This window comes from Nocardia sp. NPDC051756, assembly GCF_040681495.1.
Lineage (GTDB): Bacteria > Actinomycetota > Actinomycetes > Mycobacteriales > Mycobacteriaceae > Nocardia.
The window spans coordinates 426,095-451,856 of the sequence record NZ_JBFAYV010000004.1 but is presented as its reverse complement, the minus strand read 5'-3'; the positions used below and the strand labels follow the sequence as shown (position 1 = coordinate 451,856).

Annotated in this window: 25 protein-coding genes; 8 read left to right on the top strand and 17 right to left on the bottom strand. The window is 67.5% G+C overall.

Annotated elements, in window-relative coordinates:
- Nucleotides 1-118: 118 nt before the first annotated feature.
- The 12 genes from AB0M22_RS19080 to AB0M22_RS19025 all read right to left on the bottom strand — a co-directional run bounded on the left by AB0M22_RS19080 (nucleotide 119) and on the right by AB0M22_RS19025 (nucleotide 13,003).
- Nucleotides 119-961, bottom strand: coding sequence for a DegV family protein (locus AB0M22_RS19080; RefSeq protein ID WP_364728103.1), 843 nt, complete (start codon nucleotides 959-961; stop codon nucleotides 119-121).
- A 3-nt stretch (nucleotides 962-964) separates the two neighbouring features.
- Nucleotides 965-1,711 carry a diglucosylglycerate octanoyltransferase gene (gene octT / locus AB0M22_RS19075; protein WP_364728099.1) on the bottom strand — a complete coding sequence of 249 codons (747 nt, stop codon included), beginning with the start codon at nucleotides 1,709-1,711 and terminating at the stop codon, nucleotides 965-967.
- Nucleotides 1,648-2,190: a hypothetical protein gene (locus tag AB0M22_RS19070; protein WP_364728097.1), complete on the bottom strand. Its 543-nt coding sequence runs from the start codon at nucleotides 2,188-2,190 to the stop codon at nucleotides 1,648-1,650. Before AB0M22_RS19070 ends, octT begins: the two co-directional genes overlap by 64 nt.
- Nucleotides 2,191-2,393: 203 nt before the next feature.
- Nucleotides 2,394-3,053 carry a histidine phosphatase family protein gene (locus AB0M22_RS19065; RefSeq protein ID WP_150403061.1) on the bottom strand — a complete coding sequence of 220 codons (660 nt, stop codon included), beginning with the start codon at nucleotides 3,051-3,053 and terminating at the stop codon, nucleotides 2,394-2,396.
- A gap of 43 nt (nucleotides 3,054-3,096) precedes the next feature.
- On the bottom strand, nucleotides 3,097-3,513 hold the full coding sequence (rsfS, locus tag AB0M22_RS19060; protein ID WP_150403062.1) for a ribosome silencing factor: 417 nt from the start codon (nucleotides 3,511-3,513) through the stop codon (nucleotides 3,097-3,099).
- Between the two features lie 26 nt (nucleotides 3,514-3,539).
- On the bottom strand, nucleotides 3,540-4,181 hold the full coding sequence (gene nadD, locus AB0M22_RS19055) for a nicotinate-nucleotide adenylyltransferase (protein ID WP_150403063.1): 642 nt from the start codon (nucleotides 4,179-4,181) through the stop codon (nucleotides 3,540-3,542).
- A gap of 116 nt (nucleotides 4,182-4,297) precedes the next feature.
- On the bottom strand, nucleotides 4,298-7,117 hold the full coding sequence (locus AB0M22_RS19050) for a hypothetical protein (RefSeq protein ID WP_364728093.1): 2,820 nt from the start codon (nucleotides 7,115-7,117) through the stop codon (nucleotides 4,298-4,300).
- Nucleotides 7,114-8,964 carry an HSP90 family protein gene (locus AB0M22_RS19045; protein WP_364728091.1) on the bottom strand — a complete coding sequence of 617 codons (1,851 nt, stop codon included), beginning with the start codon at nucleotides 8,962-8,964 and terminating at the stop codon, nucleotides 7,114-7,116. The genes AB0M22_RS19050 and AB0M22_RS19045 overlap by 4 nt, the downstream gene beginning before the upstream one ends.
- Nucleotides 8,965-9,025: 61 nt before the next feature.
- The gene (locus tag AB0M22_RS19040; protein WP_364728088.1) at nucleotides 9,026-9,367 is read right to left on the bottom strand and encodes an MmcQ/YjbR family DNA-binding protein; all 342 of its coding nucleotides are present in this window, start codon (nucleotides 9,365-9,367) and stop codon (nucleotides 9,026-9,028) included.
- Nucleotides 9,368-9,376: 9 nt separating this feature from the next.
- The gene (locus AB0M22_RS19035; protein WP_364728085.1) at nucleotides 9,377-10,804 is read right to left on the bottom strand and encodes a VWA domain-containing protein; all 1,428 of its coding nucleotides are present in this window, start codon (nucleotides 10,802-10,804) and stop codon (nucleotides 9,377-9,379) included.
- Nucleotides 10,805-10,808: 4 nt separating this feature from the next.
- On the bottom strand, nucleotides 10,809-11,693 hold the full coding sequence (locus AB0M22_RS19030) for a MoxR family ATPase (protein ID WP_364728082.1): 885 nt from the start codon (nucleotides 11,691-11,693) through the stop codon (nucleotides 10,809-10,811).
- Between the two features lie 44 nt (nucleotides 11,694-11,737).
- Entirely contained in the window at nucleotides 11,738-13,003 is a 1,266-nt protein-coding gene (locus AB0M22_RS19025) for a glutamate-5-semialdehyde dehydrogenase (RefSeq protein ID WP_364728079.1), read from the bottom strand.
- Between the two features lie 73 nt (nucleotides 13,004-13,076).
- Here AB0M22_RS19025 and AB0M22_RS19020 point away from each other — a divergent pair, with 73 nt between their 5' ends.
- The 5 genes from AB0M22_RS19020 to AB0M22_RS19000 all read left to right on the top strand — a co-directional run bounded on the left by AB0M22_RS19020 (nucleotide 13,077) and on the right by AB0M22_RS19000 (nucleotide 18,019).
- Nucleotides 13,077-13,292: a DUF2510 domain-containing protein gene (locus AB0M22_RS19020; RefSeq protein ID WP_364728076.1), complete on the top strand. Its 216-nt coding sequence runs from the start codon at nucleotides 13,077-13,079 to the stop codon at nucleotides 13,290-13,292.
- Nucleotides 13,293-13,303: 11 nt separating this feature from the next.
- Complete coding sequence (locus tag AB0M22_RS19015) at nucleotides 13,304-14,182, top strand: ribokinase (protein ID WP_364728073.1); 879 nt, start codon at nucleotides 13,304-13,306, stop codon at nucleotides 14,180-14,182.
- Between the two features lie 75 nt (nucleotides 14,183-14,257).
- On the top strand, nucleotides 14,258-15,628 hold the full coding sequence (locus tag AB0M22_RS19010; protein ID WP_364728070.1) for a glutamine synthetase family protein: 1,371 nt from the start codon (nucleotides 14,258-14,260) through the stop codon (nucleotides 15,626-15,628).
- Between the two features lies 1 nt (nucleotide 15,629).
- Nucleotides 15,630-16,694 (top strand): amidohydrolase family protein, encoded by a 1,065-nt coding sequence (locus AB0M22_RS19005; protein WP_364728067.1) that lies wholly within the window; start codon nucleotides 15,630-15,632, stop codon nucleotides 16,692-16,694.
- Between the two features lie 101 nt (nucleotides 16,695-16,795).
- Entirely contained in the window at nucleotides 16,796-18,019 is a 1,224-nt protein-coding gene (locus AB0M22_RS19000; protein ID WP_364728064.1) for an RtcB family protein, read from the top strand.
- A gap of 39 nt (nucleotides 18,020-18,058) precedes the next feature.
- Here AB0M22_RS19000 and AB0M22_RS18995 read toward each other — a convergent pair whose 3' ends face one another.
- Nucleotides 18,059-18,541 carry a hypothetical protein gene (locus tag AB0M22_RS18995; RefSeq protein ID WP_364728061.1) on the bottom strand — a complete coding sequence of 161 codons (483 nt, stop codon included), beginning with the start codon at nucleotides 18,539-18,541 and terminating at the stop codon, nucleotides 18,059-18,061.
- A 156-nt stretch (nucleotides 18,542-18,697) separates the two neighbouring features.
- On the opposite strand from AB0M22_RS18995, the gene AB0M22_RS18990 reads away from it, so the two are divergent.
- Nucleotides 18,698-19,579, top strand: coding sequence for an alpha/beta hydrolase (locus tag AB0M22_RS18990; protein ID WP_364728059.1), 882 nt, complete (start codon nucleotides 18,698-18,700; stop codon nucleotides 19,577-19,579).
- Between the two features lie 36 nt (nucleotides 19,580-19,615).
- Here AB0M22_RS18990 and AB0M22_RS18985 read toward each other — a convergent pair whose 3' ends face one another.
- Nucleotides 19,616-20,734 (bottom strand): GGDEF domain-containing protein, encoded by a 1,119-nt coding sequence (locus AB0M22_RS18985; RefSeq protein ID WP_364728057.1) that lies wholly within the window; start codon nucleotides 20,732-20,734, stop codon nucleotides 19,616-19,618.
- A 301-nt stretch (nucleotides 20,735-21,035) separates the two neighbouring features.
- On the opposite strand from AB0M22_RS18985, the gene AB0M22_RS18980 reads away from it, so the two are divergent.
- Complete coding sequence (locus AB0M22_RS18980) at nucleotides 21,036-23,159, top strand: ATP-dependent DNA helicase RecQ (protein WP_364728054.1); 2,124 nt, start codon at nucleotides 21,036-21,038, stop codon at nucleotides 23,157-23,159.
- Nucleotides 23,160-23,843: 684 nt separating this feature from the next.
- On the opposite strand, the gene AB0M22_RS18975 is transcribed toward AB0M22_RS18980, so the two are convergent.
- From AB0M22_RS18975 to AB0M22_RS18965, 3 genes are all read right to left on the bottom strand, one after another.
- Nucleotides 23,844-24,047 (bottom strand): hypothetical protein, encoded by a 204-nt coding sequence (locus AB0M22_RS18975; RefSeq protein WP_364728051.1) that lies wholly within the window; start codon nucleotides 24,045-24,047, stop codon nucleotides 23,844-23,846.
- Nucleotides 24,048-24,110: 63 nt separating this feature from the next.
- Nucleotides 24,111-24,419, bottom strand: coding sequence for a hypothetical protein (locus AB0M22_RS18970; RefSeq protein ID WP_228542183.1), 309 nt, complete (start codon nucleotides 24,417-24,419; stop codon nucleotides 24,111-24,113).
- Complete coding sequence (locus AB0M22_RS18965) at nucleotides 24,416-24,655, bottom strand: DUF6364 family protein (RefSeq protein WP_364728047.1); 240 nt, start codon at nucleotides 24,653-24,655, stop codon at nucleotides 24,416-24,418. The genes AB0M22_RS18970 and AB0M22_RS18965 overlap by 4 nt, the downstream gene beginning before the upstream one ends.
- 85 nt (nucleotides 24,656-24,740) lie before the next feature.
- Between AB0M22_RS18965 and ligD the strand changes: the two genes are divergently transcribed.
- Complete coding sequence (gene ligD / locus AB0M22_RS18960) at nucleotides 24,741-25,715, top strand: non-homologous end-joining DNA ligase (protein ID WP_364728044.1); 975 nt, start codon at nucleotides 24,741-24,743, stop codon at nucleotides 25,713-25,715.
- Nucleotides 25,716-25,762 lie beyond the last annotated feature (47 nt).

The following is a 25,762-nucleotide window of genomic DNA, read 5'->3' as shown; positions in this document are numbered from 1 at the left end:
ACGGACTGTGCCGCCACTCGACAATCAGCTCAGCGATGTCCCGCTGGTGGTGCGGATGAGTGCCGAGCGGGACATGGGTGCGGTGTTACTGGTGTTTGGTCCCGTTCAGCGAACAGGGTTAATCGCAGCCGCCGGGGAGGACCAGGACGCCTACGGCGCCTAGGCCGAGGTGGACGCCTAGGGCGGGGCCGAATTCGGCGACTATTAGTTCGCGGATGCCGGGGATGAGGTCGCGGAGTTGGGTGGCGACGGTTTGGGCGGCTTCTTCGGCGCCTAGGTGTTGGACGGCTACGGCGGCGCCGTCTTCGCCGGCTGCGTCAACTGCTGCTGCGACCAGTTTGGCGAAGGCTTTGGAGCGGGTGCGGACTTTTTCGCGGAGTTCGAGGCGGCCCTCTACGATTTGCAGTAGGGGTTTGGTGACTAGTTCGCTTCCGAAAAATGCTGCGGCGGAGCTTAATCGGCCGCCGCGGCGGAGTTGTTCGGTGCGGTTCACCAGTATGAAGGTGCGGGCTCGGCTGGATGCGGCTACTGCGGTGTCGTAGACGACGTCCAGAGATGCACCGGAAGCCGCTCGGCGTGCCGCTGCCAGGACCGGGAACCCAGTGGCGAGGCCTGCGCCGAGTGAGTCGACGAGGCGCACTCGGTCAGCGGCGTCCATGTCGCGGACGGCTTGCCGACCAGCTTCCCAGGTGCCGGAGAGTTGGCGCGAAATATGCACCGCGACAACACCATCGCCGCCGCTGCGCGCCCACGCATCTTCATAGACGGCGCGTAGCTCGCCGGGCGATGACGCCGAGGTGGTCACGGTGTCGGAGGTGTAATCGATGTCGATCGGATCGACGCCTTCACGGATCGCGCGGTCACCGATCAGGACATGCAGGGGTACGACGGCGATATCGAGCTCGGTGGCGAGTTCGGCAGGGAGGCTGGCGGACGAATCTGTCACGACCACGACGGCCACGGACTACCGAACCTCCTGCAGGGTCTTCACCATCGCATTGGCCACGGCCGTATGCCCGGCCCAGCCCCAGTGGATGCCGTCGGGGTTCGCGTCACCGGAGAAGATGTTGTCGCGCACGGCTTCACCGAGGTCGACCAGCGGCACCGAGGTGCGCGCGGACCACGCACGCAGCGCCTTCACCGCGCGCTCACGTCCGGAATGCACGCGCCCGTAGGCGTCGCAGTTATGCACGGACGGCAGCACCGCGACGAACGGCAGCTCAGGCCGCAAGTGCGCCAACGCTTCCCGCGACTGCTCCAGGTAGTCCACGCTGACCTTCGGCGGAAGTGCCACGGGGCGACCGAGTTTCGACAGCTTGGGCTGCAACCAGGTGTAGGTGGCGCGGACGCCACGGCGAAGAGCAGGCGGACGGACGTAGCGGATCAGCTCACGCAGTGCAGTCGGCAGTGGCGACGGCAGCGAATCCATGCCGCCCACAGCGAATACGACAGCACCGGCGCGCGGCACCGCTGCCCACACCCGCGGGTCACCGATCAACGCCCAGTAGGCATCCCGGCAGGTCCAGCCGATCCGCCCGACCACCTCGACATCCCAATCCAGCTCGGCCCCAACCAGGTTCGGCCAGATCTGCGGATGATCCGCAGGCAACCCACCTTTGGGCCCGAAGTAGGACAACGAATCCGCGATTACCAACAGCACGGGCCGGGCAGTCGACGCACCGGGATCGACGGAAGATTCACCCGCAGACACCTCGACGGCCGCAGCAGCCTGCTCCGAATCGGCAGCTGCGGCAGATACAGATGCAGGCTCCCCTTCGGACCGCGCGGAGTCACCGTCGACAGCGGGCTCAGTGGCACCGGAACCAACCGCCGCAGCGACGGATTCACTCCCAGCCAGCGGGGAGTCGACACCGGCAACGGATTCGGCAGACTCGACAGCAGGCTCAGCAGCAATGCCCGCAGACACTCCGCCCACAGAGCCGCCTGCAATCCCGACCGAATCGGCAGCAGCAGCGCCTGATTCGCGGGGCGCGGCAGTATCAGCAGCCGGAGCGGACATCCCAGCAGAAACAACGGGCTCATCGGCAGAGGCACCGGAACCAGCCACCGCAGCAACGGATTCACCCACTGTCGGCGAAGAGCCAACGCCGACAGCAGATCCGACGGCCGGATTATCCCCGCGACCGACCACACCACCGACGGAACCTGCTGCAACACCGCCCGATTCATCAGGAGGTGGGTCAACCGAACTGGCAGGCGCGGAACCCTCGGGTTCGGCCGGCGCCTCTTCCTCCGTCGACCCCGACTCAGCAGCTTCAGGCTCAACCACCGGGGTTACCGGGGGCGGGCCGAACAGCGCGTCCGGGACCGAACGTTCCGGTTTGGCCGAAGCCTTCCGGAACAGCTCGTCCGGCACCTGCCGAATCGGATCTTCAGAGGACATCCGGGGCCACCTTCGCCGATGCGTTCCACACGTCAAGGCGCCAGCCGGGCTGGTCGATGCTCGGACCGTGACTGCTGAGCTGCACCCAGCTGGTGTTGGCCAGTCCGCCGAGGACGGGCCAGTTCGCTGGAGGCAGGTCGAGCAGCGCGGCCGTGAGACCGGCGATCAGCCCGCCGTGCGCCACCAGGATGATAGTCCGGCCGGGCCAGTCCTGCCGCTCGACGAGCAGTTCCCGCACCACGGGCAGCGACCGCGCGCCGACCTCGAGTTTGCTCTCCCCGTTGGGCGGCCGGTAGGTGGCGTCGAGCCGCCAGGCCTGACGCGCGCCGGGGTAGTCGGCGTCGACCTCGAGATGGGTCAACCCTTCCCAGTCGCCGAGGTCGGTTTCGCGCAGCCGCGGATCGGGCACCACATCGAGGGACGTGTGATCGGCCAGCGCGGAAGCGGTTTCGAAGGCGCGACGCAGATCCGACGAGATGATGGCGATCGCGTTACGCGAAACCAGTTCGCGCGCAGCCTCTTTCGCCTGGCGTCGACCGAGTTCGGTGAGATCGGTGTCGATCTGCCCCTGCATCCGGTCGGCGGCATTCCACTCGGTCTGCCCGTGGCGCAACAGGATCAGGTTGCGGACGTGGGCGTACTTGCTCACGGTCGCGCCTTTCCGAGGCTCGGCTCGCCGATGACTCGCTCGTTCACTCGGTGTCGCTCTCCGCGTCGCCGTTCACCGCCGCGACCCGCGCGTCCGGCCCGCCGATGCCGTCGACCGGCACGACCGGGCAGTCCTTCCACAGCCGCTCCAGCGCATAGAAGTTGCGCTCGTCGTTGTGCTGGACGTGCACCACGACGTCGACGTAGTCGAGCAGCGCCCAGCGGCCCTCGCGGGTGCCCTCGCGCCGGACCGGCTTGTGCCCGGCATCGCGCAGCTTGTCCTCGATGTTGTCGACGATGGCGTTGACCTGACGCTCGTTCGGCGCCGAAGCGATCACGAAGCAGTCGGTGATCACCAACTGCTCGGACACGTCGAGCACCACCACGTCGAGCGCCAACTTCTCATCGGCCGCCCGGGCAGCAACCTGCGCCATCTCGACTGCCTCAACCGAAGCACTCATGCTTGCCCCCCGCTACGCTCGCTCACTCAGCTACCTTCCGCTCCTGCGGGCACATAGAGGTGCCGCTTGGATATGTACTGCACCACGCCATCGGGGACGAGGTACCACACCGGCCGGTTCTCGGCGGCGCGGCGACGGCATTCGCTCGACGAGATCGCCAGCGCCGGGATTTCGACCATGGTCACCGCATCGGCCGGAAGATCGCGCAGATGTTCCTCGAGATGATCGGTATTCAGCTCATACCCCGGACGGCTCACCCCGACAAACCTCGCCAGTTCGAACAGTTCGGCCCAATCCTGCCATGTCAGGATGTTGGCCAGCGCATCCGCTCCGGTGATGAAGTACAGCTCGGCGTCCGGATGCCGGTCGCGCATCTCGCGCAGCGTGTCGACGGTGTAGGTGACCTTTTCCCGGTCGATGTCCGCGCGACTGACCGAGAAACTGGGGTTGGAGGCGGTCGCGATCACGGTCATGAGGTATCGATCCTCCGCCGGACTGACCTGTTTATCGGCCTTCTGCCAGGGCTGACCGGTGGGGACGAAGATCACTTCATCGAGCGCGAACCGATTCGCGACCTCGCTGGCGGCGACCAGATGACCGTGGTGAATGGGGTCGAAGGTGCCGCCCATCACGCCCAGTTTGCGGCCGCGCCGACCTGTCTCTTGCATGAGTGCCGAGCTTAACTGGTCGGGTTCGCGCGGCCAGGAGCGGCAAGCCGGGATGTGGTCGGCGGGTTCGGCCGGAGCCACGGGCGTGCTCGACTGCGCGCACGCCCGTGACACGGCTATTCCCCAGCCAGCCCGTAGCCGTCCTCCGCGTCCAGCATCTCGCCCAGTTCCCGGCGGGTCTGGGCGAGTTCCTCGGATACCTCGGCGGTCGGCGAGCCGCTGTCGATCAGCTCGGTGATCAACGACTGCATCGCGCTGAGCCATGGGCGGCCGGGTGCCACGTCCGGGACCCACAGTTGGAGCCAGGCGGCCGACCGCACGCAGCGTGCACGGGACACCACGTTTCCGAGGGCACCGAACAGTTCGGCGGCCCGCTGATACGCCGCAACCGCTGCCGCGTCCTGATCGCAGTACTCCAGCGCGATGGCGGCCGACATGGCGAGCTCGGCGTGCAGTCGACGCCGGTCGGGATCGTGCTCGATCAGCTGGGCAGCTTGGGCGAACTGTCTGGCGGCGTCGTGGTACCGGTGCAGCGCGTTCAGCGAGTCACCGAATTGGGCACGGACCGTGGCCAATTCGGCCGGCGGATAGGGAATTCCATCCGCCGCCAACGCTTCTTCGAAGAGTGCGGCCGCCTCGCCGTGCCGTCGACCGCGGTGGAAAGCGCGGGCCGCAATCACGGTGTGGTGCAACAGATCCGGCTCAGATACCCCCTCCCATCTGGCCGCGGCACGCACCGCGGCATCGGCCAGATCCAGCTCACGATCCGGTTGTCCGGAGATCGCGATGACCAGCTGCGAACTGAGCCGCGCCAAATGCTCCGCGGGCAATATGCCGGCCCCGACCGTCAACGCTTCCCGCAGCCGAGCCTCGGCCTGCTCCGGAGCATCCGCGAGCCGGGCAGCGCCGACCTCCGCCAGCCGCTGCACCTCCGCCAAACGCTCATCGTCGGAGACGACGCCGTCCGGCCACTCCTCGGGAAACGAGGCCGGCCGTGCCACACCGGTGGTGAGCACGGCTCCATCCGATGAACCAACACCTACATGAGAAGCAAAACCCGCCATCACAATTCCCCCACCTATTTGATCACCATTGCCCAGCCGACCTGCGCTGCCAAGACCTGCCGCACCACTCGGCGCTGCGGCGCCCCCCGAAGTGCCCCCACCAGCAGAACCACCCGCCGAAATGGAACCACCCACATCCCCTGCACCCGCTGGGGCCACAGCATTCACCCCAGCAGGACCATCCGCCTGACCAGCACCACCATCCGAAACCGCACCGGCACCCCCCGCCGGCGCAACACCACCATTCGAGACCGCACCGCCCGCAGCAGAACCGCCCATCGAGCGCGCGCTACCCGCAGACGTGGCACCACCAGCACCGCCTGTTGAACTGGTCGCTTCTGTCGGAGGCACACCTCCGGCAGAAGTTGTTCCGCCCGCGAGAGCGCCACCGCTCGCAGCGGAGAGATCCGCACTGTCCGGCGAAACCGGGCCACCGGCAGACGCCGTGCCCCCGGGTACGGCGCTGCTTTCGGTATTAGCACCGCCGGTTGGAGGCGTACCCGCCGCATCAGCGCTGGCTTCCGAGCCAGTTCCGCTGGTCAGGAACCCGTCGCGGGCGAGCGAAGCAGCATCGGTTGATGCACCGCCCGAGAGAGCTGCGCCGCTCGCGGGGACGATGTTGCTGGTCGGAGTAGGAGTTTCGCTCCTAAGCGCGGGACCGCCCTCGGCAAGAGGCACGTGCACGGAACTCGTATCGGCTGAAAGAGCAAGTCCGCCCGCTGTGGCCGCATCAGTGGCGGCCGATGCACCGTCGCACGTGCTCCCCTTCGCCTCCGGCAACCGACTGCGCAGGCCGAGCGGGAGGCGTTCCAGCAGCGGTTGTCGCGCGAGGCGGGTTGCGACGAGGGTGCTTACGGCGGAGTTTCCGTTGCGGATGTCGTATCGGGCGCATAGGCCGGCGATTTCCGTATCGAGTTCTGCCAGTAGGGACTCGACTGTTCCGCCGGCGACCTGGACGTAGCCGAGGCCGAGGGTGGCGAGTCTGCGCAGGAGTACGCAGACGCCGGTGAGGAAGGCGAGGCGGGCGCCGGCGTCGGCACCGGGGTCGGTGAGCCAGCGTGCGTGTTCGGCCAGGATCTCGAGTCCGCGGCCTTCGTTGCCGGTCAGAGCGCAGAATTCGATGTGCAATGCGACCGATGGGCGCAGGCTGTCGTTGTGCCGGACCAGCGGGTATCCGGTCAGGTGTGCGCCGCGGGCGTCGGCGATGCGACCGGTGCGCATCAACGGAAGCAGCGCTTGGCCGAGCACGCGGTGCGGCTCTTCCGCGCAGGTGCGGTCGCCGTCGATAACGGCCTGCCAGTGTGCGAGCGCGCCGGCATCGTCCCCCAAAGCCGCTCTGCCGGTTCCCCATTCGTTGCGCTCGCACGCGTCGCAGTCGGACATCCCGTCGCGCGGCGCTGCCTGCGCCTCCTCGTGCAGCCGTGCCCCCTCCTCGGCGTCCCCCAGTTTCCGCGCCAACTCCCCGCGCAGCGCAAGCACCGGGCGCAGGCTGTAACCCCGCTGCCGGTAACGGTTTTCGAGCTCGTCGAACCAGCGGTAGACGGTGGACACCGGTATCGCGGGGTTATCGATCAACCCCCAGGTCATCCACTTGAGGTACCAGTGCACCGAATGCGTCAGCGACCCGAGTTCGGCCGGGTATTCGTCGTAGATCCGCAGCAGCCGACCGTAGGCGACCGGTGCCAGGTCGCGTTCGCTGGCATAGGTGTACGACTCGGCGAGCTCCAGCAGCACCCTGCCTTCCAAATGCCGGTCGGACTCCGACTTCGCCGCGGCAGCAAGCATTTCCAGCCGTTCGACGCGTAGTCGTCCGTGCGGCAACGAATAGACCTGCGCCAACGCCTCATTGATCTCGGCGGTGTCCACGTTCACTCCGTCTCTTCGCCGGTGCCCGCGGCACGCTGCGTTGCCCAGCTGAGGAATTCGCCGAAGGCGCGGTTGAGCAGCGCGGTGTCGGCGGCGCGCAGCGGGCGGTGGGTCATCAGCAGGGCCTGCCCGTACAGCGATTCGACGGCCGTCTTGAGGAAGGCCGGGTCGCCGATGCGGGCGAGCCTGCGCACCACCGGACTGTGGTAGTTCAGCACGAGCTGCGCGCGCGGTGCCGCGGCGTCCAGCGCGCCGAGGATCTCGCTCCACAGTTCGTTCGCCCCGAGTGCGGTTTCCGCCCTGGTGCGTTCGTTGCGCGCGCCACGTCCGTCCAGATACAGCGCAGGCACCGAAACCGGATGGAACGCCCGCACGATCACGTCGCAGGACAACGGATCCAGCACCGCGCGGGCGATGGACAGCACCGGCGTCAGCGCCAGTTCCTCGGCGGGGTCGACGGGATCCAGTGCGGCCGTGATGGTGTCGGTGTCGAGGTCGATCACCTCGACACCGGGCATCAGCTGCGGCAGCGACGCGACCAGTTCCCGGTCGTAGGCGTAGCCGCCGTTGACGATCCCGATCCCCTGCGCCGCCGCGGTCGACGCCACCTGCCGGAACTCTTCGACCGACGAGGTCACCCGGATGACCGGGTGCTTACGCGCGAAGTCGGTCAGCGACACCCGCCCGTCGGTGGTCTCGAAGCTCAAGTGCGGCAGCATGATCCGGAACAGCTCCGGCGAATGCGTGGACATCGCCTTGACCCCGAGCGAGTGCACGGCGAGGAAGGCGGCCAGTCGCTGCGGCTGCTCGGCCGCGATCTCGGTGAGCCAGTCGCGGACTCGATCGCCGAGCACCTCGCGGATGATGGCGAGCCGCTCGTCCTCGTAGAGCCCTTCGCGAGAAGCGGTCGGCCGCAACGAGTCCGTGTCGATCACACAGCGCACGAAGAACGCCCAGTCCGGCAACAGCCCGCGCACGGCGTCGCCGAGCAGCATGCCCTTCAGATAGACCCGGTGCGCGCTGCTCTCAGCCGGATTTCCGGGCTGCGCAAGCACATACGCGACGCCGCTCACACCGGCCAGTTCCGCGTCCAGATCGATCACGTCGAGCGGATCGAATCCCAGTGTGCGCTCACCGAATTCGAGCAGCGCCTCGCGACGTTCCATGGCGGAGGGATAGTCGCGATGCCACACGGGCGGCCCGTCGGTGACCGGGACGATGAGACCGTCGGATTCGACCGTCACCGCGTACGGCAGCAATGAACCGTATTCGCGGGCGAGTTCGATCACCCGGCGCGCCCCGAACCACGACTCCGCGCCGACCCGAGGCGTCAGCTGCACCGTGGTGCCGGGCTCGGGAAACTCCTCCGGCTCCAGCAGCCGCACCGAGTAGGTGCCGTCCGCCGCGGCCAGCCATTCGACCGGTGCGGCAGCCGGATCGTCGGCGGACCGGGTGACCACGCGGATCTGCTCGGCCACGGTGAAGCAGGCCAGCAGCCCGATACCGAACTGCCCGAGAAACTCTCGCCGCGCCCCCTCGATGTCGTCCCGCTTGGACGAGCGGCCGATGGTCGCCAGGAACCGGTGCACGTCCGCCTCGGTCAGCCCCACCCCCGGGTCGCTGATCCGCAGACCGGTCTCGTCGATGACGATCCGAATCGCCGTAGGCGCCAACCGGTCTCGCTGTGCCCGCGCGGTAACCGCGTCGACCGCGTTCTGCAACAACTCACGCAGGTACACCCGAGGGCTGGAATACAGGTGGTGGGAGAGTAAGTCGACGATCCCCCGCAGATCCACCTGGAACGTATAGCTGTCCTCCACCGCCGCCACACCATTGGGCGTTCTCTCCACCATGGTGGGCAATCCTTGCGGCATCGCCCAATGGTTCGCTTAACGAACGCTGATGGTGCGCTTGCTAGGCACTCGGCCGCTTGGATCTGGGCAGCTTGGCGACGATCGCGGCATAGGACTGATCGACGAGTTCCCGCAGCTCATCGTCGGGAACCGCACCGCCGAGCCGGACCACGTTCCACCCGTATCGCCCGATATACGCCGAGGCCGACACGTCATCCGGGTACACCAGGATCAGCTCGTCGGCCTCCTCCCGGGTGCGTCCGCACTTCAACCCCACCGAGGTTTCACCCAGAAACGCGAAGATCTTGTCGCCGACCTTCGCGACCACATCGCCTTCCCACGGTTCGTCCTCCCAGGCGCCGGGTTTCACCAGGCAGTACTTCAGCAGTCGCGGGTAGTCCATGTCACGTCCTCACACCGGCAGCAGCATCGAGACGACGGCCGTCAGCTGGCTGGCCGAACGGCATTCGTGCATCTCGATCACCTGCCGATACTTGTCGGCGGCGGAATCGCCGGAACCCCAGTTGGTTTGCATCTCCGGGTTGAGCCAGTGCGCGTGCTTGGCGGTGCGGACCAGTCCGCGCAGCGTTTCCAGTTCGGGGTCACGGTAATTGGTGCGCGCGTCGCCGAGGATCAGCAGCGAGCTGCGCGCGGTGACGGCGTCCGGGAAGTCCCTGGCGAATCCGGCCAGCGCGTTGCCGTAGTCGGAGTGCCCGTCCATCCCGACGACCCTGGCCTCGGTGAAGATCCGGTTCATCGCCTTGTCCAGCTGCGTGCGCGGATCGAAGAACTGGGTCACCTCGTCGGTCTGGTCGACGAACGCGAAAATCCTTACCCGCGAGAACTGTTCGCGCAGCGCGCTGACCAGCAGCAGGGTGAAATTGCTGAACCCGGCGACCGAGCCGGACACGTCGCACAGCAGCACCAGCTCCGGCCGGCCGGGCCGCGGCTTGCGGTTCACCAGGTCGATCGGCACGCCGCCGGTGGACATCGACTTGCGCAGTGTCTTGCGCAGATCGATCTCGCCGCGCCGAGAGTGCCTGCGCCGCACCGCAAGTCGTGAGGCCAGAATGCGCGCGAGGCGCTGGGTGCTGCGGCGCATCTCGATCAGCTCGGATTCCGAGGCCCGCAGGAAGTCCACGTCCTCGGATTGGCGCGGCACACCGTAACTGGCGACCCGCTCGCGCCCGATCCGCTCCGCCACCCGCCGCCGCGTCTCCGCTTCCACGGACGCCCGGAACGCGTCGATCCGGCCGCGCGCGGCCCGGCGGGCGATCTCGGTATCGAACGCACTGGCATCCGGACCGGCCGCCAACCCGGCCAGGATCTTGGCCAGCAAGGTCTGCGGCTGAACATCTTTCAACGCTTGATACGCCGAGAACGACGACCCGCTCGCGGACTGATACTGCCCGAGCTGCTCGACCAACTGCGCGGCCAGCGCATCCAGCCGCGCGTCCCCCGCCTCCTGGGTCAACATCTCCGCCAGCATTTCCCGCAGCGCCGCGATGTCCACCTCACCCGTCGGCGTCCGCGGAATCTCCACCTCGTCGCGGGCACCGGTGCGCTCCCCGATCGCGATCGGGAACCACAGGTCGAAGAGCCGGTCGAACGTCGCACGATGGGTCGTCCGGCGCAGCAGCGAGCAGGCCAGCCCTTCGCGCAACACGTCACGGTCGAGCAGATCGAGCACGGTCACCACCCTGCCCGCATCCACGGTCTCCGAGGGCCCCACCGGAATTCCGCGCTCACGCAGCGCTTCGACGAACCCGACGAGATGACCGGGCAGTCCGTGCGGCGCGGTCAGTTCCGCATCCGGCGCGGGCTGCGATCGCGCGGACATCGGTTCAGGCCAGCTTCAGCTCGGCCAGCGCGCGCTGGTGATCGCTCTGATGCTTGAGCACGACGCCGAGCGTGGCTCGCACCGCCGAATCGTCCAGATCGTGCATGCCGAGCGCGAGCAGCGTGCGACCCCAGTCGATGGATTCGGCCACCGACGGCAGCTTCTTCAGCTGCATACCGCGCAGCACGTGCACGATCCGCACCAGCTGGGCCGCGACCGCGTCGGACAGCTCCGGCACCCGGCTGGCCAGGATGCGCCGCTCGAGTTCCTCGTCCGGGAAGTCCAGGTGCAGGTAGAGGCAGCGACGCTTGAGCGCCTCGGACAGCTCACGGGTCGCGTTGGAGGTGAGCACCACGAACGGCTTGCGGGTGGCGACGATGGTGCCCAGCTCGGGAACGGTCACCGCGAAATCGCTGAGCACCTCGAGCAGCAGGCCCTCGATCTCGACGTCGGCCTTGTCCGTCTCATCGATCAGCAGCACCGTCGGATCGCTGCGCCGGATCGCGGTGAGCAGCGGGCGGGAGAGCAGGAATTCCTCGGTGAAGACGTCTGCTTTCGTTTCTTCCCAATCGTTTTCGCTGGACGCCTGGATGCGCAGGATCTGCTTGGCGTGGTTCCACTCGTACAGCGCGCGGGCCTCGTCGACACCTTCGTAGCACTGCAACCGGACCAGCTCGGCGCCGGAGGTCTGCGCGACCGCCCTGGCCAGCTCGGTCTTGCCGACGCCGGCCGGACCCTCGATGAGCAGCGGCTTGCCGAGCCGGTCGGCCAGGAACACCGAGGTCGCGGTGGCCTTGTCGGCCAGGTAGCCGGTGGTCGCCAGCTGATCGATCACATCGTCGACCGAGGTGAAGATCGGCTCCTGGGTCGTCTCGGAGGTGGGGGCCACGTGCAGTCCTTCCTTGGGAACGAGCGCCGCTCGCTCCCCTATACCTATACCGGCCGGATCTGGCCGTCGCCCCACACGATCCACTTGGTGGAGGTCAGCTCCGGTAGCGCCATGGGTCCGCGGGCGTGCAGCTTCTGCGTGGAAATGCCGATCTCGGCGCCGAAGCCGAATTGCTCACCGTCGGTGAACGCGGTTGAAGCATTCACCATGACGGCCGCGGCGTCGACTCGGCCGGTGAATTCGCGGGCCGCGGCCAGCTCACCGGTGACGATGGCCTCGGTGTGCCCGGTGCCCCAGGTGTTGATGTGCTCGATGGCCGCGTCCAGGCCGTCGACCACCTTGAGCGCGATATCGAGGGTGAGGTACTCCTCGCCCCAGTCCTTGCTGTTCGCGGGCACCAGGCCGGGCAGGTCGCCGTGCACGGTGACGCCGTGCCGTTCCAGCGCCTCGATCAGCTTGGGCACCGCGACGGTGGCGATCGCGTCGTCGATGAGCACCGTCTCGGCGGCGTTGCAGACGCTGGGACGGCGGGTCTTGGCGTTGATCAGGATCTGCTCGGCCATGTCCAGGTCGGCGGCGGAATGCACGTAGACGTGGCAGTTGCCGGTGCCGGTCTCGATGGTCGGCACGGTGGCGTCGCGGACGACGGCGCTGATCAGGCCGGCGCCGCCGCGCGGGATGACCACGTCGACCAGGCCACGGGCCTGGATCAGATGGGTGACGCTGGAGCGATCAGCGCTGGGCAGCAGTTGCACGGCGTCGGCGGGAAGACCCTGTGCGACAAGGGATTCCCGCAGCACGGCGACGAGCGCGGCATTGGAGTGCGCGGCCGAGGATGAACCGCGCAGCAGCACGGCATTGCCGGACTTCAGGGTGAGCCCGAACGCGTCCACGGTGACGTTCGGCCTGGCCTCGTAGACCATGCCGATCACCCCGAGCGGCACCCGGACCTGACGGGTTTCCAGGCCGTTCGGCAGCACCGAGCCGCGCACGATCTCGCCGATCGGGTCGGGCAGCCCGGCCACCTGGCGCAGGCCGGAGGCGATGCCGTCGATCCGGGACTTGGTCAGCCGCAGCCGGTCGATCAGCGAGTCCTCGACGTTCGCCGACTGCGCCGCGAGCACGTCCTCACCGTTGGCGTCGAGCACCGCGTCGGCCGCGGCCAACAGGGCGTCGGCGGCGGCGTGCAGGGCCTCGTTCTTCTGCGCCGTGGTCAGCTGCGCCAGCACGCGCGACGCGACCCGAGCCTTGCGCGCGGCCTCGTGCACCACCTCGCGGACATCCGGCTCGGTCGTCGTTCCTACCGTCATGGGGTACAGCCTACTGACCCGCTATTAGGCCGATCCACCACTGCACACCACGGGGCCGTGGTCCTATAGCCCCATGCTGGGAGTCGCACTATTGCTGACCATCGTCGTGATCGTCGCCGCAATAGTCGGTGGCGTCCTACTAGTAGTGAAATCTGTATCGCGACGAGCGATCACTCAGGCCTCGTCGTCCATGGTCTCCGGCTGGTACCCCGATCAAGCCGATCCGAGCCTCGTCCGGTGGTTCGACGGACGTGAGTGGACGGATCAGACACAGGCGCGCCTCCACTAGCCTTTTGACACATGGCCGAAAAGACGGATGTTGCCTCGATCGCGGTGCTCGGCAGTATCAATATGGACCTGGTTACGACCACCGAGCGGCGGCCGGTGCCCGGCGAGACGGTGCTCGGGACCGGGTTCGCGATGGTGCCCGGTGGGAAGGGCTCGAATCAGGCGATCGCCGCGCGGCGGGCCGGTGGGGCGGTGCAGTTTCTCGGGGCGGTCGGTGACGATGTGTTCGCGGCCGAACTGCGGCGGGTGCTGACGGATTCCGGGGTGGGTATCGAGCGGCTGCGGACGGTGGACGGGCCGAGCGGGGTCGCCGCGATCGTGGTGGACGGCGGCGGGGAGAACAGCATCATCGTGGTCGGCGGCGCGAACGCGCGGATGACCGAACTGACCGACGCGGACCTCGAGGTGATCGCCGGCGCCGATATTCTTTTGTGCCAGTTGGAGATTCCGATCGACACGGTGGCGGCGGCCGCGCGGCACGCGCGCGCGAACGGCACGACGGTGGTGCTCAATCCGTCGCCCACCCAAGAACTTCCCGCCGAACTGTGGGCGAATATCGATGTGGCGGTGGTGAATTCGGGTGAGGCCGAACAGCTCGGCAGCGCCCTCGACCCGGTCGCGCACGTGGTCGTCACCCGCGGTGCGGACGGCGCGACCTATCGCGGCCCGGACGGCAAAGAACTGAGCCAACCGAGCCCCCGCGTCGAGGTCATCGACACCACCGGCGCGGGCGACACCTTCACCGGTGCCCTCGCCGCCGCCTGGCATCGCGGCCCGAAATACGCCCTGAACTGGGCGGGTACCGCAGGCGCCCTCGCCACCACCAAACTCGGCGCCAGCAGCTCCATCCCCACCGAAAAGGAGATCCGCGCCGCCCTCCCGGCCGACTAGCAGAAGCCGGACGATCAAGCGCCACAGCTGAAAAGGTCACGCTGAAGGGCGATCCGGCGACTATCGTTGACGTTCATGCCCACCATGCCGGAGCGCATACCGTCCGACGACGACAACGACGCATTGATCGGCCGGTTGGATGCCGACATGGTCACGCTGACCTTCATCGACAACGCCGGGATCACCCGGGTGAAGACGGTGCCGATGCGGCGGCTGGCGCAGGCGGCGCGGCACGGGGTCGGGGTGTCGCCGTGCTTCGAGACGTTCTCCTTCGACGACCTGATGACGACCGGCAAATATCTGGGCGGTCCGGACGGCGATCTGCGGCTGGTCCCGGACCTGTCCATGCTGACCGAACTCGCCTGCCAACCCGGCTGGGCATGGGCGCCGACCAACAAGTACACCCAGGACGGGACGCCTTTCGCGGCCTGTCAGCGCGGCTTCGCGACCAGGCAGGCCGAGGCGGCGCGAGCGGCCGGACTGCGGTTCTCGATGACATTCGAGACCGAATGGTCTGTTGGTCAGGACGGCACGCAGGACTTCACTCCCGCCGCCCACGGGCCCGCATACAGCCTGGTGCGACTAGGGCAGGTCGCCGACTACGCGCGGGAACTGGTCGCGATATTGGACCGGCAAGGGATCCTGGTCGACCAGTTCCATCCCGAGTATTCGCCGGGGCAACTGGAACTGTCCGTTCAACCGTCCGACCCGGTCGGCGCCGCCGACGACGCGGTGCTGGTGCGGCACACGATCCGGCAGGTGAGTCTCCAATACGGTTGGCGCGCGGCGCTCGGCCCATGTCTCGAACCCGGCGGCACCGGTTCCGGTGCGCACCTGCACTTTTCGGCCCAGGACGATCAGGGACCGATCTTCGCCACCGGCGACGGCCCGTACGGAATGCGCCGCACCGGTGAGGCTTTCCTCGCCGGAGTGTTGCGCGAGCTGCCCGCCCTCGTCGCGGTCGGCGCGGGTAATCCGGCGAGTTTCCTGCGACTCGTCCCGTCCCGATGGGCAGGCGTCTGGCAATGCTGGGGCCGGGAAACCCGTGAGTCGGCCCTGCGTTTCATCACCGGAGTGCAGGGCACCGAGGAGTGGGCGGCCAACGCCGAGGTCAAATGCTTTGACGCGACCGGCAATCCGTACCTGATCGTGGGTTCGGTGATCGCCGCGGGACTCGCCGGAGTGGCCGAAGAACTGCGCCTGCCCGCCGAAATCACCGGCGACCCGGTCGCATTCGATGCCGAACAGTTGATGTTCTCCGGCGTGCGCAGGCTGCCGACCACCCCGGCCGAGGCCGCCGACCGACTGTCGGACTCCGCGGTCCTGGCCGAGGCGATGGGCCCCGAACTGCACGACGCGCTGCTCACCGTGCGCCGCGCCGAGGCCGACCGCTATCGAGACACCTCCCCGGAAGAGCTTGTCGCGCTGACCCGTTGGCGGTTCTGACGTGCTGACGGACGGCCTGACCCTCACCGATCACCACTGCCACGGCGTCGTCCCCCACGATCTGGACCGACCCGGATTCGAACGACTGCTCAGCGAAGGCCCCACCGGCACCTTCGATTCCGCGATCGGGCTGGCGGTCCGCCGCTGGTGCGCACCGGCCCTCGACCTCCCGCCGCACGTAGGCGCGGACGCCTACCTGACCCATCGCGCCGAACTCGGCTGGCGCGAGGTCGCCACCCGCCTGCTGAGCGCCACCGGCACCACCAGCTGGTTCCTCGACACCGGATTCGGCGGCGGCACAGCGGAATTCGGCGCGCTCACCGATGGCGAGGTGCGCGAGGTGGTGCGGATCGAACAGGTTGCCGAACAGGTCATCGCCGAGGTAGGCGCGGGCAGAACGGTATTCGATCGGATCGAGGCGCGATTGCGGGAGCGCGCCCGAAATGCCGTCGGGCTCAAGACCATCGTCGCCTACCGCTGCGGCCTGGATTTCCCGCTGCGCGACCGACCGCCGAGAGCCGTGTTCCCCGAACACCGCCTCACCGACCCGGATCTGCTCGGCTGGCTGGTCGGGCTCGGCGCCCGCATCGGCGCTGATTTCGGCCTGCCCTTGCAATTCCACACCGGTTTCGGCGATACCGACCTGCGACTACATCGCGCGGATCCGTTGCTGCTCACCGACTTTCTGCGCAAAACCGCGAACACCGGCCTGACGGTGATGCTGCTGCACTGCTGGCCATTCCACCGCAATGCCGCCTACCTGGCGCACGCCTTCGCGCATGTCCGGATGGATATCGGACTCACCGTCCCCTATGTCGGACACCGCGCCCAGGCCGTCCTCGCCGAGACGCTCGAACTCGCCCCGTTCCGTTCGCTGTGCTACTCGTCGGACGGATACGGCCTGCCGGAACTGCATTTTCTCGGCGCATTCTGGTGGCGGCGCGGCCTGGGCAGGCTGCTCGACGAATGGATCGCGGAGGACCTGATCACCACGGCCGATGCCGAACGCCTGGCCACCGGCATCGCCCACATCAACGCCGAGGACGCCTACCCCGGCGCCCGCTGAGGCCACGGGAAAATACTCGAGCCGTCCGCGTATTTATTCGAGTGCACTTATTCACGCCGATCTTTACCGTTGACCAGGAAAACCAACGAAAGGATCGAACAATGTTTCCCGTCGAGCTGCGCGGCACCCGTGCGCAGACGCTTATGTGGGCCGAAGAGCACGCGGTCGAGCAGGCCGCGTTGCAGCAGCTGCGGAATATCGCCGCGCTGAAATGGGTCCACGGCGTCCGCGTGATGCCGGACGTGCACCTCGGCAAGGGTGCGACGGTCGGTTCCGTGATCGCGATGAAGGACGCGGTGTGCCCGGCCGCCGTCGGGGTGGACATCGGCTGCGGGATGGAGAGCGTCAAGACCGACCTCACCGCCGCGGATCTGCCGGACGACCTGCGTTCGCTGCGCTCCCGGATCGAGGCCGCGGTCCCGGTCGGCTTCTCCGCGCACGACAGCTCGGTCAACGTGACCAAGCTGGGCGGCGAGGTGTCCGCGCTGGGCGCGAGCACCGCGACGCTGCGCGCGGGCTGGGATACCTTCTGGCGTTCGTTCGCCGCGCTGGACGAGGGCGTGCAGACGCGAGAAGCCAAGGCGCACAAGCAGATGGGCACCCTGGGCGGCGGTAACCACTTCATCGAGGTCTGCCTGGATCAGGACGACGCGGTGTGGATTCTGCTGCATTCGGGCAGCCGCAATATCGGCAAGGAACTCGCCGAGCGGCACATGTCCGTGGCGCGGACGCTGTCGCACAACGTCGATCTGCCCGATCGTGATCTGGCCGTATTCCTTTCCGGTACACCGGAAATGGACGCCTACCGCCGCGACCTCACCTGGGCGCAGGAGTACGCCGCACGCAACCGCGCGGTGATGCTCGCCCTGGTGTGCCGGGCGGTACGCGACGAATTCGCCGAGCGTTCGGTGCGTTTCGAGCAGCCGATCTCGTGTCACCACAACTATGTGGCCGAGGAAATTATCGACGGCATCCCGATGCTGGTGACCCGTAAGGGTGCGGTCCGGGCGGGCGCGGGCGATCTCGCGCTGATTCCGGGTTCGATGGGTACTCGGTCATATGTGGTGCGCGGCAAGGGAAATCCGGCCTCGTTCCAGTCGGCCTCGCACGGCGCGGGACGGCGGATGAGCCGCAACGCGGCGAAGAAGCAGTTCACCGTCGCCGATCTGGTCGCGCAGACCGAGGGCGTCGAGTCGCGCAAGGACGCGGGCGTGGTCGACGAGATCCCGGCCGCGTACAAGGACATCGACGAGGTCATCGCCGCACAGCGGGACCTGGTCGACGTCGTCGCGACGCTGCGCCAGGTGCTCTGCGTCAAGGGCTGAATACAGGCCGCGCCCATCGCGAGTGGGCGCGGCCTCGATTCACTTGCGCCGCAAGGTGGCCGCGAACGCCGCGCCGACCAGGAACATGCCGGTGAGCAGCGCGAAGCCGTTCAATATCCAATTGTGTAGCGCCAGATGGAAATCGTCGGACAGCTCGGGCAGATTCTCCACCTGCCGGTAGGTGTCGTCCGGGAAGAGAATGTGCAGGATCCCGGGGATCAGGCCCCACACCAGACCCGCGATCGCGGTGCCCACCGGGGAGAACGCGGCCAGCGCCGCGACCAGGAACAGCAGCACCGCGCCGCCGATGATCTGGAAGTTCGAACCCCAGCGATCCGCCGAGCTGCCCAGGATCACCCACTGCCTGGTGTCGAGCGCGCCGTGTGCGGATAGCCCGACGCCGATCGGCGTGATCACCAACGAGATCAGCGTGCCGGCCAGGGTCCGGCCGAAGCCGCTGCGACTCTGGAACTGGGTGCCTGGCGGCGACCAGCCCGCCGGCGGCTGGTATTGGCTCGACATGGTTGCCCTCCTGCGTGGACCCCGGTGCCGGGGAACCTCTGCGCTCTATTCTCCGCTGTTCATGGTCATTTCGCGCCGAATGCCGCGCCGTTGCCCGGCTGGTTACCATCGGGTATGCGCCAGCAGCAACGGGATTCCGGTCCAGCTTCCTCGTCGGTGACGGAAGATCCCCCAGAGATCTCGGGCGTCCGGCGATCCTTCGTCACCGCGCGCGGTGTGCGGTTCCATGTGACCGAGGCCGGGCCGGCCGACGGCCGGCCGGTGCTCCTGCTGCACGGGTGGCCGCAGCATCATTACGCCTACCGTCATCTGCTGGCCGATCCGCCGGAAGGGTTGCGGATCATCGCACCGGATCTGCCGGGTTATGGCTGGTCCGGGCCGGCGCCGCATCGATGGGCCAAGGACGACGTGGCCTCCGATGTGCTGGCGCTGATCGATGAACTCGGGCTCGATCGGGTGCTGCTCGTGGGTCACGATTGGGGCGGTTACATCGGTCATCTCATGGTGTTGCGGGAGCCGGCGAAGTTCGACGGATACCTGGTGCTGAACATCGCGCATCCGTGGCAGACGGCACGCGGATTCCTGCCGCATCTGTGGCGGTTCCTGCTCTACCAACCGGTTGTTGCCTCGTTCGGAAAGGTCCTGCAAACCCGCACCAGGGTGCTCGATGTGATGCTCAGCAAGGCCGCCGAGAATCGCGCTGAGTTCGGTCCGGAAGTCATTCGCGTCTATACCGATCGGTTCCGCGATCCGTCGGTCGCCAGTGCCGCGGTCGATACCTATCGCACGTTCCTGCTGCGTGAACTACCGCGCGCCGCCCGGCATGGTGAGACCCGCCGCGCCACCGTTCCGATCCGCGCGTTGTTCGGTATCGACGATGGCGCCGTGCATCATTCGCTCGCCGCCGCCGAAACCGCGAAGGCCGACGACTACACCCTCGAACGCGTGGCGAACTGCGGTCACTTCATCGGCGAGGAACGCCCTGACCTGGTTCGCGCCCGCTTGATCACCCTCGCCGAGGAAACCGCGCGCGGCTGAAGCCGCGTTGGATGTGGTTGCGGCAGAGCCTGTTCCTCATGCCGTCCGCGTCACATCGTGGGTATCGATGCCCTGCAACGCGGTGATGTGCTCGACCACAACGGTATTGCCGCCGCGCTGTTTCGCCTGGTACATCGCGCTGTCCGCACACCGGATCAGATCCTGCACCAGCTCGCGGCTGCGACGATAACCGTCGGCACCCGCGTCGGCGACGGCGATGCCGATGCTGGCGGTGACCGAGATCGACCCGACGGGTTCGGCGACCGCGTTGCGCAATCGCTCGGCGGCGTCGACCGCGGTCGGCACGGGCAGGCGCGCGACGATCGCGAACTCCTCGCCGCCGAGCCGGGAGACGACGCTGTGCGCGGGCGCGGCGTGCTGCAATCGATCGGCGGTGCGGATCAGCACCTTGTCGCCGGCGTGGTGCCCGAAGGTGTCGTTGACGGCTTTGAAGCGATCCAGATCGACCATCATCACGCAGACCGGAATCGGCCCGGAGCCGCCGACCATCATCGCGGAGTGGTACTCGAATCCGCGCCTGCTCAACAGCGTCGTCAGCGGATCGCACAGCATGTCGGATCGCAGCACCCAGTAACAGAACTGGAGGCCGGGCGGCACCACGGTGGCCGCGACCATGCCGAGGATCATGATCACCGCCGACGCGGCGTCACCGACCCCGAACAGCGGAATCGACAGCACCACAGCCGAAGCCAGCGACCACCCCGTGTGCGCGGCGAGCACCTGCGGGCTGTGGAAGGCACTGACATAGATGCCCACGATCAGCAGCAGCATCATCCCGACCGACCGGACCACATTGCCCGGACTCAGCACGCAGACCACCGTGATGCACACGTCGCCGATCACGAGCAGGCTCAGCGATTCCACCCGGCTCGGCCACGGCAGCGTCCACCAGCGCACCACCCACACCACCGACAGGCCGACGATGCACCACAGCACGGTCCGGCCGAGCACGCTCTGCGGGCCTGCCGACGACGTCACGGTGAGCACGCTGATCAGCGGCGTCGCCAGCCCGCACAGTCCGATCGCGAACTTCACCACGCCGAGCGCGGAGCGGTCGGCCAGGGCGTTGACCACCCAGCGGTAGTCGACGCCGTCGCGCCACCAGTCGCGCAGCAAGCGCAGATAGTCGTTCATGACCGCGCCTCGCCGACGCTCGGCTCAGTTCCGCGCCGGGCGCGCTGTGACCTGACTCGCTCGCTCATTCGACTCGTCCTCGGCGTTCTACGGAAGCCTCGTATCGTCTCGAACCGCACTCACTCGTGGTGAACACCGCCATGGCCGGGGATTTCGGCCACTCAGCAGCGATGCACGCAGTGTAAGACAAAGGGCGGCGGATACCGAGAGTCCGACCGGTATCGATCCACAACATGCACGGCGGGGCGGGCGCGCGCGACGAGCGCGGTTCCTGTCGGTACCGTCGGGCACGATGGAGCGCATGACCACGGCGACCGATGTCCCGGCGATCGACCTCACCGCACCCGACCTTCGCGAGCGCGCGGAACACCTGCTGCGCGAACTGGCCGGGCCCAACGCCCAGCTACGGGAGGACCAGTGGATCGCGATCGAGGCGCTGGTGGTGCAGCGACGCCGCGCGCTGGTGGTGCAGCGCACCGGCTGGGGTAAGTCGGCGGTCTACTTCATCGCCGCGAAGCTGCTGCGTGGCGCCGGGCGGGGTCCCACGGTGATCGTGTCGCCGCTGCTCGCGCTCATGCGCAACCAGGTGGCCGCCGCGCAACGGGCGGGTGTGGTTGCCGCGACGATCAATTCGGGCAATGTCACCGAATGGGACGAAATCCACACGCAGGTCGCGTCCGGCGAGGTGGACGTGTTGCTGGTCAGCCCGGAGCGGCTGAACAACCCGGACTTCCGCGATCAGGTGCTGCCGAAGCTCGCCGCCGATGCCGGCCTCGTGGTGATCGACGAGGCGCACTGCGTTTCCGACTGGGGTCACGACTTCCGGCCCGACTACCGGCGGATCCGCACGTTGATCGCCGACCTCGGGTCGGATGTGCCGGTGCTGGCCACCACCGCGACCGCGAACGACCGGGTGGTCACCGATGTCGCCACCCAGATCGGCACCGACACCCTGGTGCTGCGCGGCACGCTGGATCGCGAGTCGCTGCACCTGTCGGTGGTGCGCTTCGACGACGCGGTGGAACGCACCGCCTGGCTCAGCGGGCACCTGCACAACCTCACCGGTTCCGGGATCGTCTACACGCTCACCGTCGCCGCCGCGCACGACCTGGCCGACGTACTGAACTCGCACGGACACAATGTCGCGGCTTACACCGGGCAGACCGATCCCGCCGAACGCGAGGCGTTGGAGTCGGCGCTGTTGAACAACGAGGTGAAGGCGCTCATCGCGACCTCGGCGCTCGGGATGGGTTTCGACAAGCCCGATCTCGGGTTCGTCGTGCATGTCGGTGCGCCGTCGTCACCCATCGCCTATTACCAGCAGGTCGGTCGCGCCGGCCGGGCGACCGAGCGCGCCGAGGTGGTGCTGCTGCCCGGGCCCGAGGACGCGCGGATCTGGAGTTACTTTGCCTCCGTGGCGTTTCCGCGCGAACACATCGTGCGCTCGGTGCTCGATGCGCTCGACACGGACCGGGCGTTGTCGACGGCCGCGCTGGAACCGATGGTGGAGCTGAACCGCTCGCGGTTGGAGATGGTGCTCAAGGTGCTCGATGTGGACGGGGCGGTGCGCCGGGTGCGTGGCGGCTGGATCTCCACCGGGCAGCCGTGGACCTACGACACCGAACGGTATGAGCGGCTGTCCGAGGCGCGCGAGGTCGAGCAGCAGGCGATGGTCGACTATCAGTCGACCGGCGACTGCCGGATGGAGTTCCTGCGGCTGCAGTTGGATGATCCGGGTTTGACTGCGGGACAGTCGGATTCGGTCGGCTGCGGGCGTTGCGACAATTGCACGGGTACTCGGCCCGATGTGTCGGTGGACGCGGAGGCGGTCGCTGCCACCCGTGCTCGCCTCGACCGTCCGGGGCTGGATCTGAGTCCACGCAAGCAGTGGCCGACCGGCATGGCAAAGCTCGGAATTCCGTTGTCCGGCAAGATCACCGGCGGGGCCGAGACCGGTCGCGTGCTCGGCCGGCTCACCGACCTCGGTTGGGGTCAGCGCCTGCGCACGTTGCTCGACGGCCCCGATGATCCGATCCCGGAGAAGGTGTTCGAAGCCTGCGTCGCCGTACTGCGCGACTGGAAGTGGACCACTCGCCCGACCTCGGTGATGGCCCTCGAATCACACCGCTACCCGGTGCTGACCGCCACGCTCGCAGCCGGCCTCGCCGAGATCGGCCGCCTGCACGACCTGGGTACGCTGCCGAACCGCCCGGACCGCGCACCGGTCTCCGCGGCGAACTCCGCACACCGCGTCGCCGGACTGTTCGACTCCTGGGACGTCCCCGACCTCACCGACGTCGAGGGCCCAATCCTGTTGGTGGACACCCTCTCCGACACCGGCTGGACCCTAACCCTCGCCGCCCACGCCCTGCGCACCGCAGGCGCCGACGCGGTACTGCCCTTCGCACTCGCCTCGGTGACCTAGGCCGGACCGGCACATCGAGTCGAGTCATATGGTCGCTAAAAGATCTTCAACAGCAACCATATGACTCGACTCGACACAGGGGAACAACCATTTGACTCGACTCGAACACGGAAACGACCATTCGACTCGCTCTTCCCAAGCCTCTCTGAACCGGACCACAGCCAGTCCTCACGCTGGAACCCACACGCTGCCCATACCAAGCTGCGGAAGACCAGGTCGGGGACGGCACACGACACGCCCAGCACTACTCCAGTGAAAACCTGGGACAAGTCTTCAGAACTATTGGCCAGTTACCACAGCGGATCTTTCCCCCGAAACAGGTACACCTGTCTCAGCACGTACACCTAAGACTTCCCAGGGCGACCTGGCCAGTAAAGCTGAAGACCTACACAAGTTTTCACTGAAGTAGTGCTGAGCACGTCGTGTGCCGTACCCGGCTTTAGTTATCAGTCAGGCGCGCGATGTCCAGTTCCAGCGTGGTCATCTGGCTGTGGTTGCGTTTCGAGAACTTTCAAGATCACCACAGGCGGTTGTGGCGTTGGCAAAGCTGCTTCGCATACCTGCTTCGTTCTTCGCATACCTGCTTGTTCCTTCGCATACCCGGTGGTGTGTTGAGGGGTATGCGAAGGGTGAAGCAGGTTTGCGAAGTTGACCTATCTGTCGCTTGGTCTGCGGTTTTAGGAGTCAGGTGCGGGGGTCTGGGAGGGTGATGGTTTTGGGGTCGGGTTCGATTCGTCGGGTGGCACTCAGGTGGTCGTCCGGGGGCAACGGACGGCGGGGTTCGCGGACGCCGGCGGTGCCGCCACCCCCTTCGCGGCCTGGTGGGCCGCCGCCGGTGGTCACCTTGCCGCCCAACAATCTTCGAATCGCTCTCAACAGTTTTCTCATGAGGTCCAGTGTGCTCGCCGAACCACCAGCCACAACGGTGTTCGCGAGCAGCGAAGCTGCTGATTACAGGCTGAGGGTTGCGCGCAATCTGGCGTCGAGTGATTCCGATTCGCTGACCGTCAGTTCGCCGAGTTGCTCGGTGAGCCAGGGGCGGTAGGCGCGGTGCAGTTCGAGGGTGTCGGCCCAGCCGTGTTCGGTGTGCGTGGCCAGCACGTGGCCGGGGTCGGCGTCGCGCAGCGGGACCACGTGCAGCCAGCGGTACGGCGAGGTGATCACCGCGGAGTCGGAGACCAGCACGACCGACATGCGCCGGGGCAGCGGGGTGCCGTCGCGCAGGGCCGGGGAGTAACGCCAGACCTCTCCGCGTCTCATGCGGCGCCGCGGGCGTCGGTCTCGGCCGCCTCGGTGACGTTCAAGTCGTCGTAGGCGGCGGCCTGCTCGGCGGCGTCGTCGACGGCCAGCTTGGCCAGGCTGTCGTGCACGAGCGCGGTGCGCAACGAAGCGTTGATCACCGAGGACAGGCTGCGTTTCTGCTGGTCGGCCGCCTGTTTCGCCCATTCGGCCACCTGCGGATCCAGCGTCACGGTCACGCGCGTCGCCTTGCTCATACCCTCATGCATACCAGAACGCAGCACATTACGAGGCGCGTTTTCGGACGGCGAGCAGGCGCCCGGTTCGGCTATCGTCGGATCCGTGGCCAGCAAGGCTGCGGCGTCGGCCATCGAACTGGATGTCGGCGACCGCACGATCCGCATTTCCAACCCGGACCGGGTGTACTTCCCGGAGACCGGCGCGACGAAGCTCGACCTGGTGCAGTACTACCTGAGCGTCGGCGACGGGATCGTCCGTGCGCTGCGTGACCGGCCGTGCATGCTGCACCGCTTTCCGAAGGGCCTGGCCGGGGACAAGGTGCACCAGAAGCGGCTGCCCGCGGGCGCGCCGGACTGGATCAACACGGTGCGCGTCTTCTTCCCCCGCTACAGCAGACATGCCGACGAGCTCTGCGTGAACGAGCTGGCGGACGTCATCTGGGCCGTGCAGATGTCCACGGTCGAGTTCCATCCGTGGAACTCCCGCGCAACCGACACCGAGAGCCCCGACGAGTGGCGCATCGATCTCGATCCGATGCCGGACTGCCCGTGGTCGCGGGTGCAGCGGGTGGCCGGGGTCGCGCACGAGGTGCTCGACGAACTCGGCGCGGTCGGCTGGCCGAAGACCTCCGGCGGCAACGGTTTACACATCTACGTCCGCATCGCGCCGAACTGGGGGTTCAAGGAGGTGCGCCGGGCCGCGCTCGCCTTCGCCCGCGAGGTCGAACGCCGCGCACCCGAGGACGTGACCACCACCTGGTGGCGCAAGGACCGCGATCCGAAGCTGCTGTTCGTCGACTACAACCAGAACGCCCGCGACCACACCATCGCCGCCGCCTACTCGGTCCGCGGCGTCCCGACCGCCACCGTCTCCACCCCGATCCGCTGGGACGAGATCCCCGACGTCGACCCGCGCGAGTTCACCATCAAGACCGTCCCCACCCGCTTCGCCGAACTCGGCGACCTGCACGAGGGCATCGACGACGCGGTCTTCGAGATCGATCAGCTCCTCGAATGGGCTGACCGGGACAAGGTCGACACCGACCTCGACGCCGAAACCGACCTCGACGCGGACTGACCCGTACCCCCCTCGACCGCGATGCTAACGTCGCTGCGGCGCTGTCA

Bases quoted from the DNA above. Each gene is read 5' to 3' on its own strand.
- AB0M22_RS19020 (WP_364728076.1), top strand. From the start codon at position 13,077: ATGCTGGGAGTCGCACTATTGCTGACCATCGTCGTGATCGTCGCCGCA.
- AB0M22_RS19015 (WP_364728073.1), top strand. From the start codon at position 13,304: ATGGCCGAAAAGACGGATGTTGCCTCGATCGCGGTGCTCGGCAGTATC.
- AB0M22_RS18980 (WP_364728054.1), top strand. From the start codon at position 21,036: ATGACCACGGCGACCGATGTCCCGGCGATCGACCTCACCGCACCCGAC.
- AB0M22_RS18985 (WP_364728057.1), bottom strand. From the start codon at position 20,734: ATGAACGACTATCTGCGCTTGCTGCGCGACTGGTGGCGCGACGGCGTC.
- AB0M22_RS19000 (WP_364728064.1), top strand. From the start codon at position 16,796: ATGTTTCCCGTCGAGCTGCGCGGCACCCGTGCGCAGACGCTTATGTGG.
- rsfS (WP_150403062.1), bottom strand. From the start codon at position 3,513: ATGAGTGCTTCGGTTGAGGCAGTCGAGATGGCGCAGGTTGCTGCCCGG.
- AB0M22_RS18975 (WP_364728051.1), bottom strand. From the start codon at position 24,047: ATGAGAAAACTGTTGAGAGCGATTCGAAGATTGTTGGGCGGCAAGGTG.
- AB0M22_RS19040 (WP_364728088.1), bottom strand. From the start codon at position 9,367: ATGGACTACCCGCGACTGCTGAAGTACTGCCTGGTGAAACCCGGCGCC.
- AB0M22_RS19070 (WP_364728097.1), bottom strand. From the start codon at position 2,190: ATGAATCGGGCGGTGTTGCAGCAGGTTCCGTCGGTGGTGTGGTCGGTC.
- AB0M22_RS19010 (WP_364728070.1), top strand. From the start codon at position 14,258: ATGCCCACCATGCCGGAGCGCATACCGTCCGACGACGACAACGACGCA.
- AB0M22_RS18970 (WP_228542183.1), bottom strand. From the start codon at position 24,419: ATGAGACGCGGAGAGGTCTGGCGTTACTCCCCGGCCCTGCGCGACGGC.
- AB0M22_RS19045 (WP_364728091.1), bottom strand. From the start codon at position 8,964: ATGGTGGAGAGAACGCCCAATGGTGTGGCGGCGGTGGAGGACAGCTAT.
- nadD (WP_150403063.1), bottom strand. From the start codon at position 4,181: ATGCAAGAGACAGGTCGGCGCGGCCGCAAACTGGGCGTGATGGGCGGC.
- AB0M22_RS19035 (WP_364728085.1), bottom strand. From the start codon at position 10,804: ATGTCCGCGCGATCGCAGCCCGCGCCGGATGCGGAACTGACCGCGCCG.
- AB0M22_RS18965 (WP_364728047.1), bottom strand. From the start codon at position 24,655: ATGAGCAAGGCGACGCGCGTGACCGTGACGCTGGATCCGCAGGTGGCC.
- AB0M22_RS18995 (WP_364728061.1), bottom strand. From the start codon at position 18,541: ATGTCGAGCCAATACCAGCCGCCGGCGGGCTGGTCGCCGCCAGGCACC.
- AB0M22_RS19025 (WP_364728079.1), bottom strand. From the start codon at position 13,003: ATGACGGTAGGAACGACGACCGAGCCGGATGTCCGCGAGGTGGTGCAC.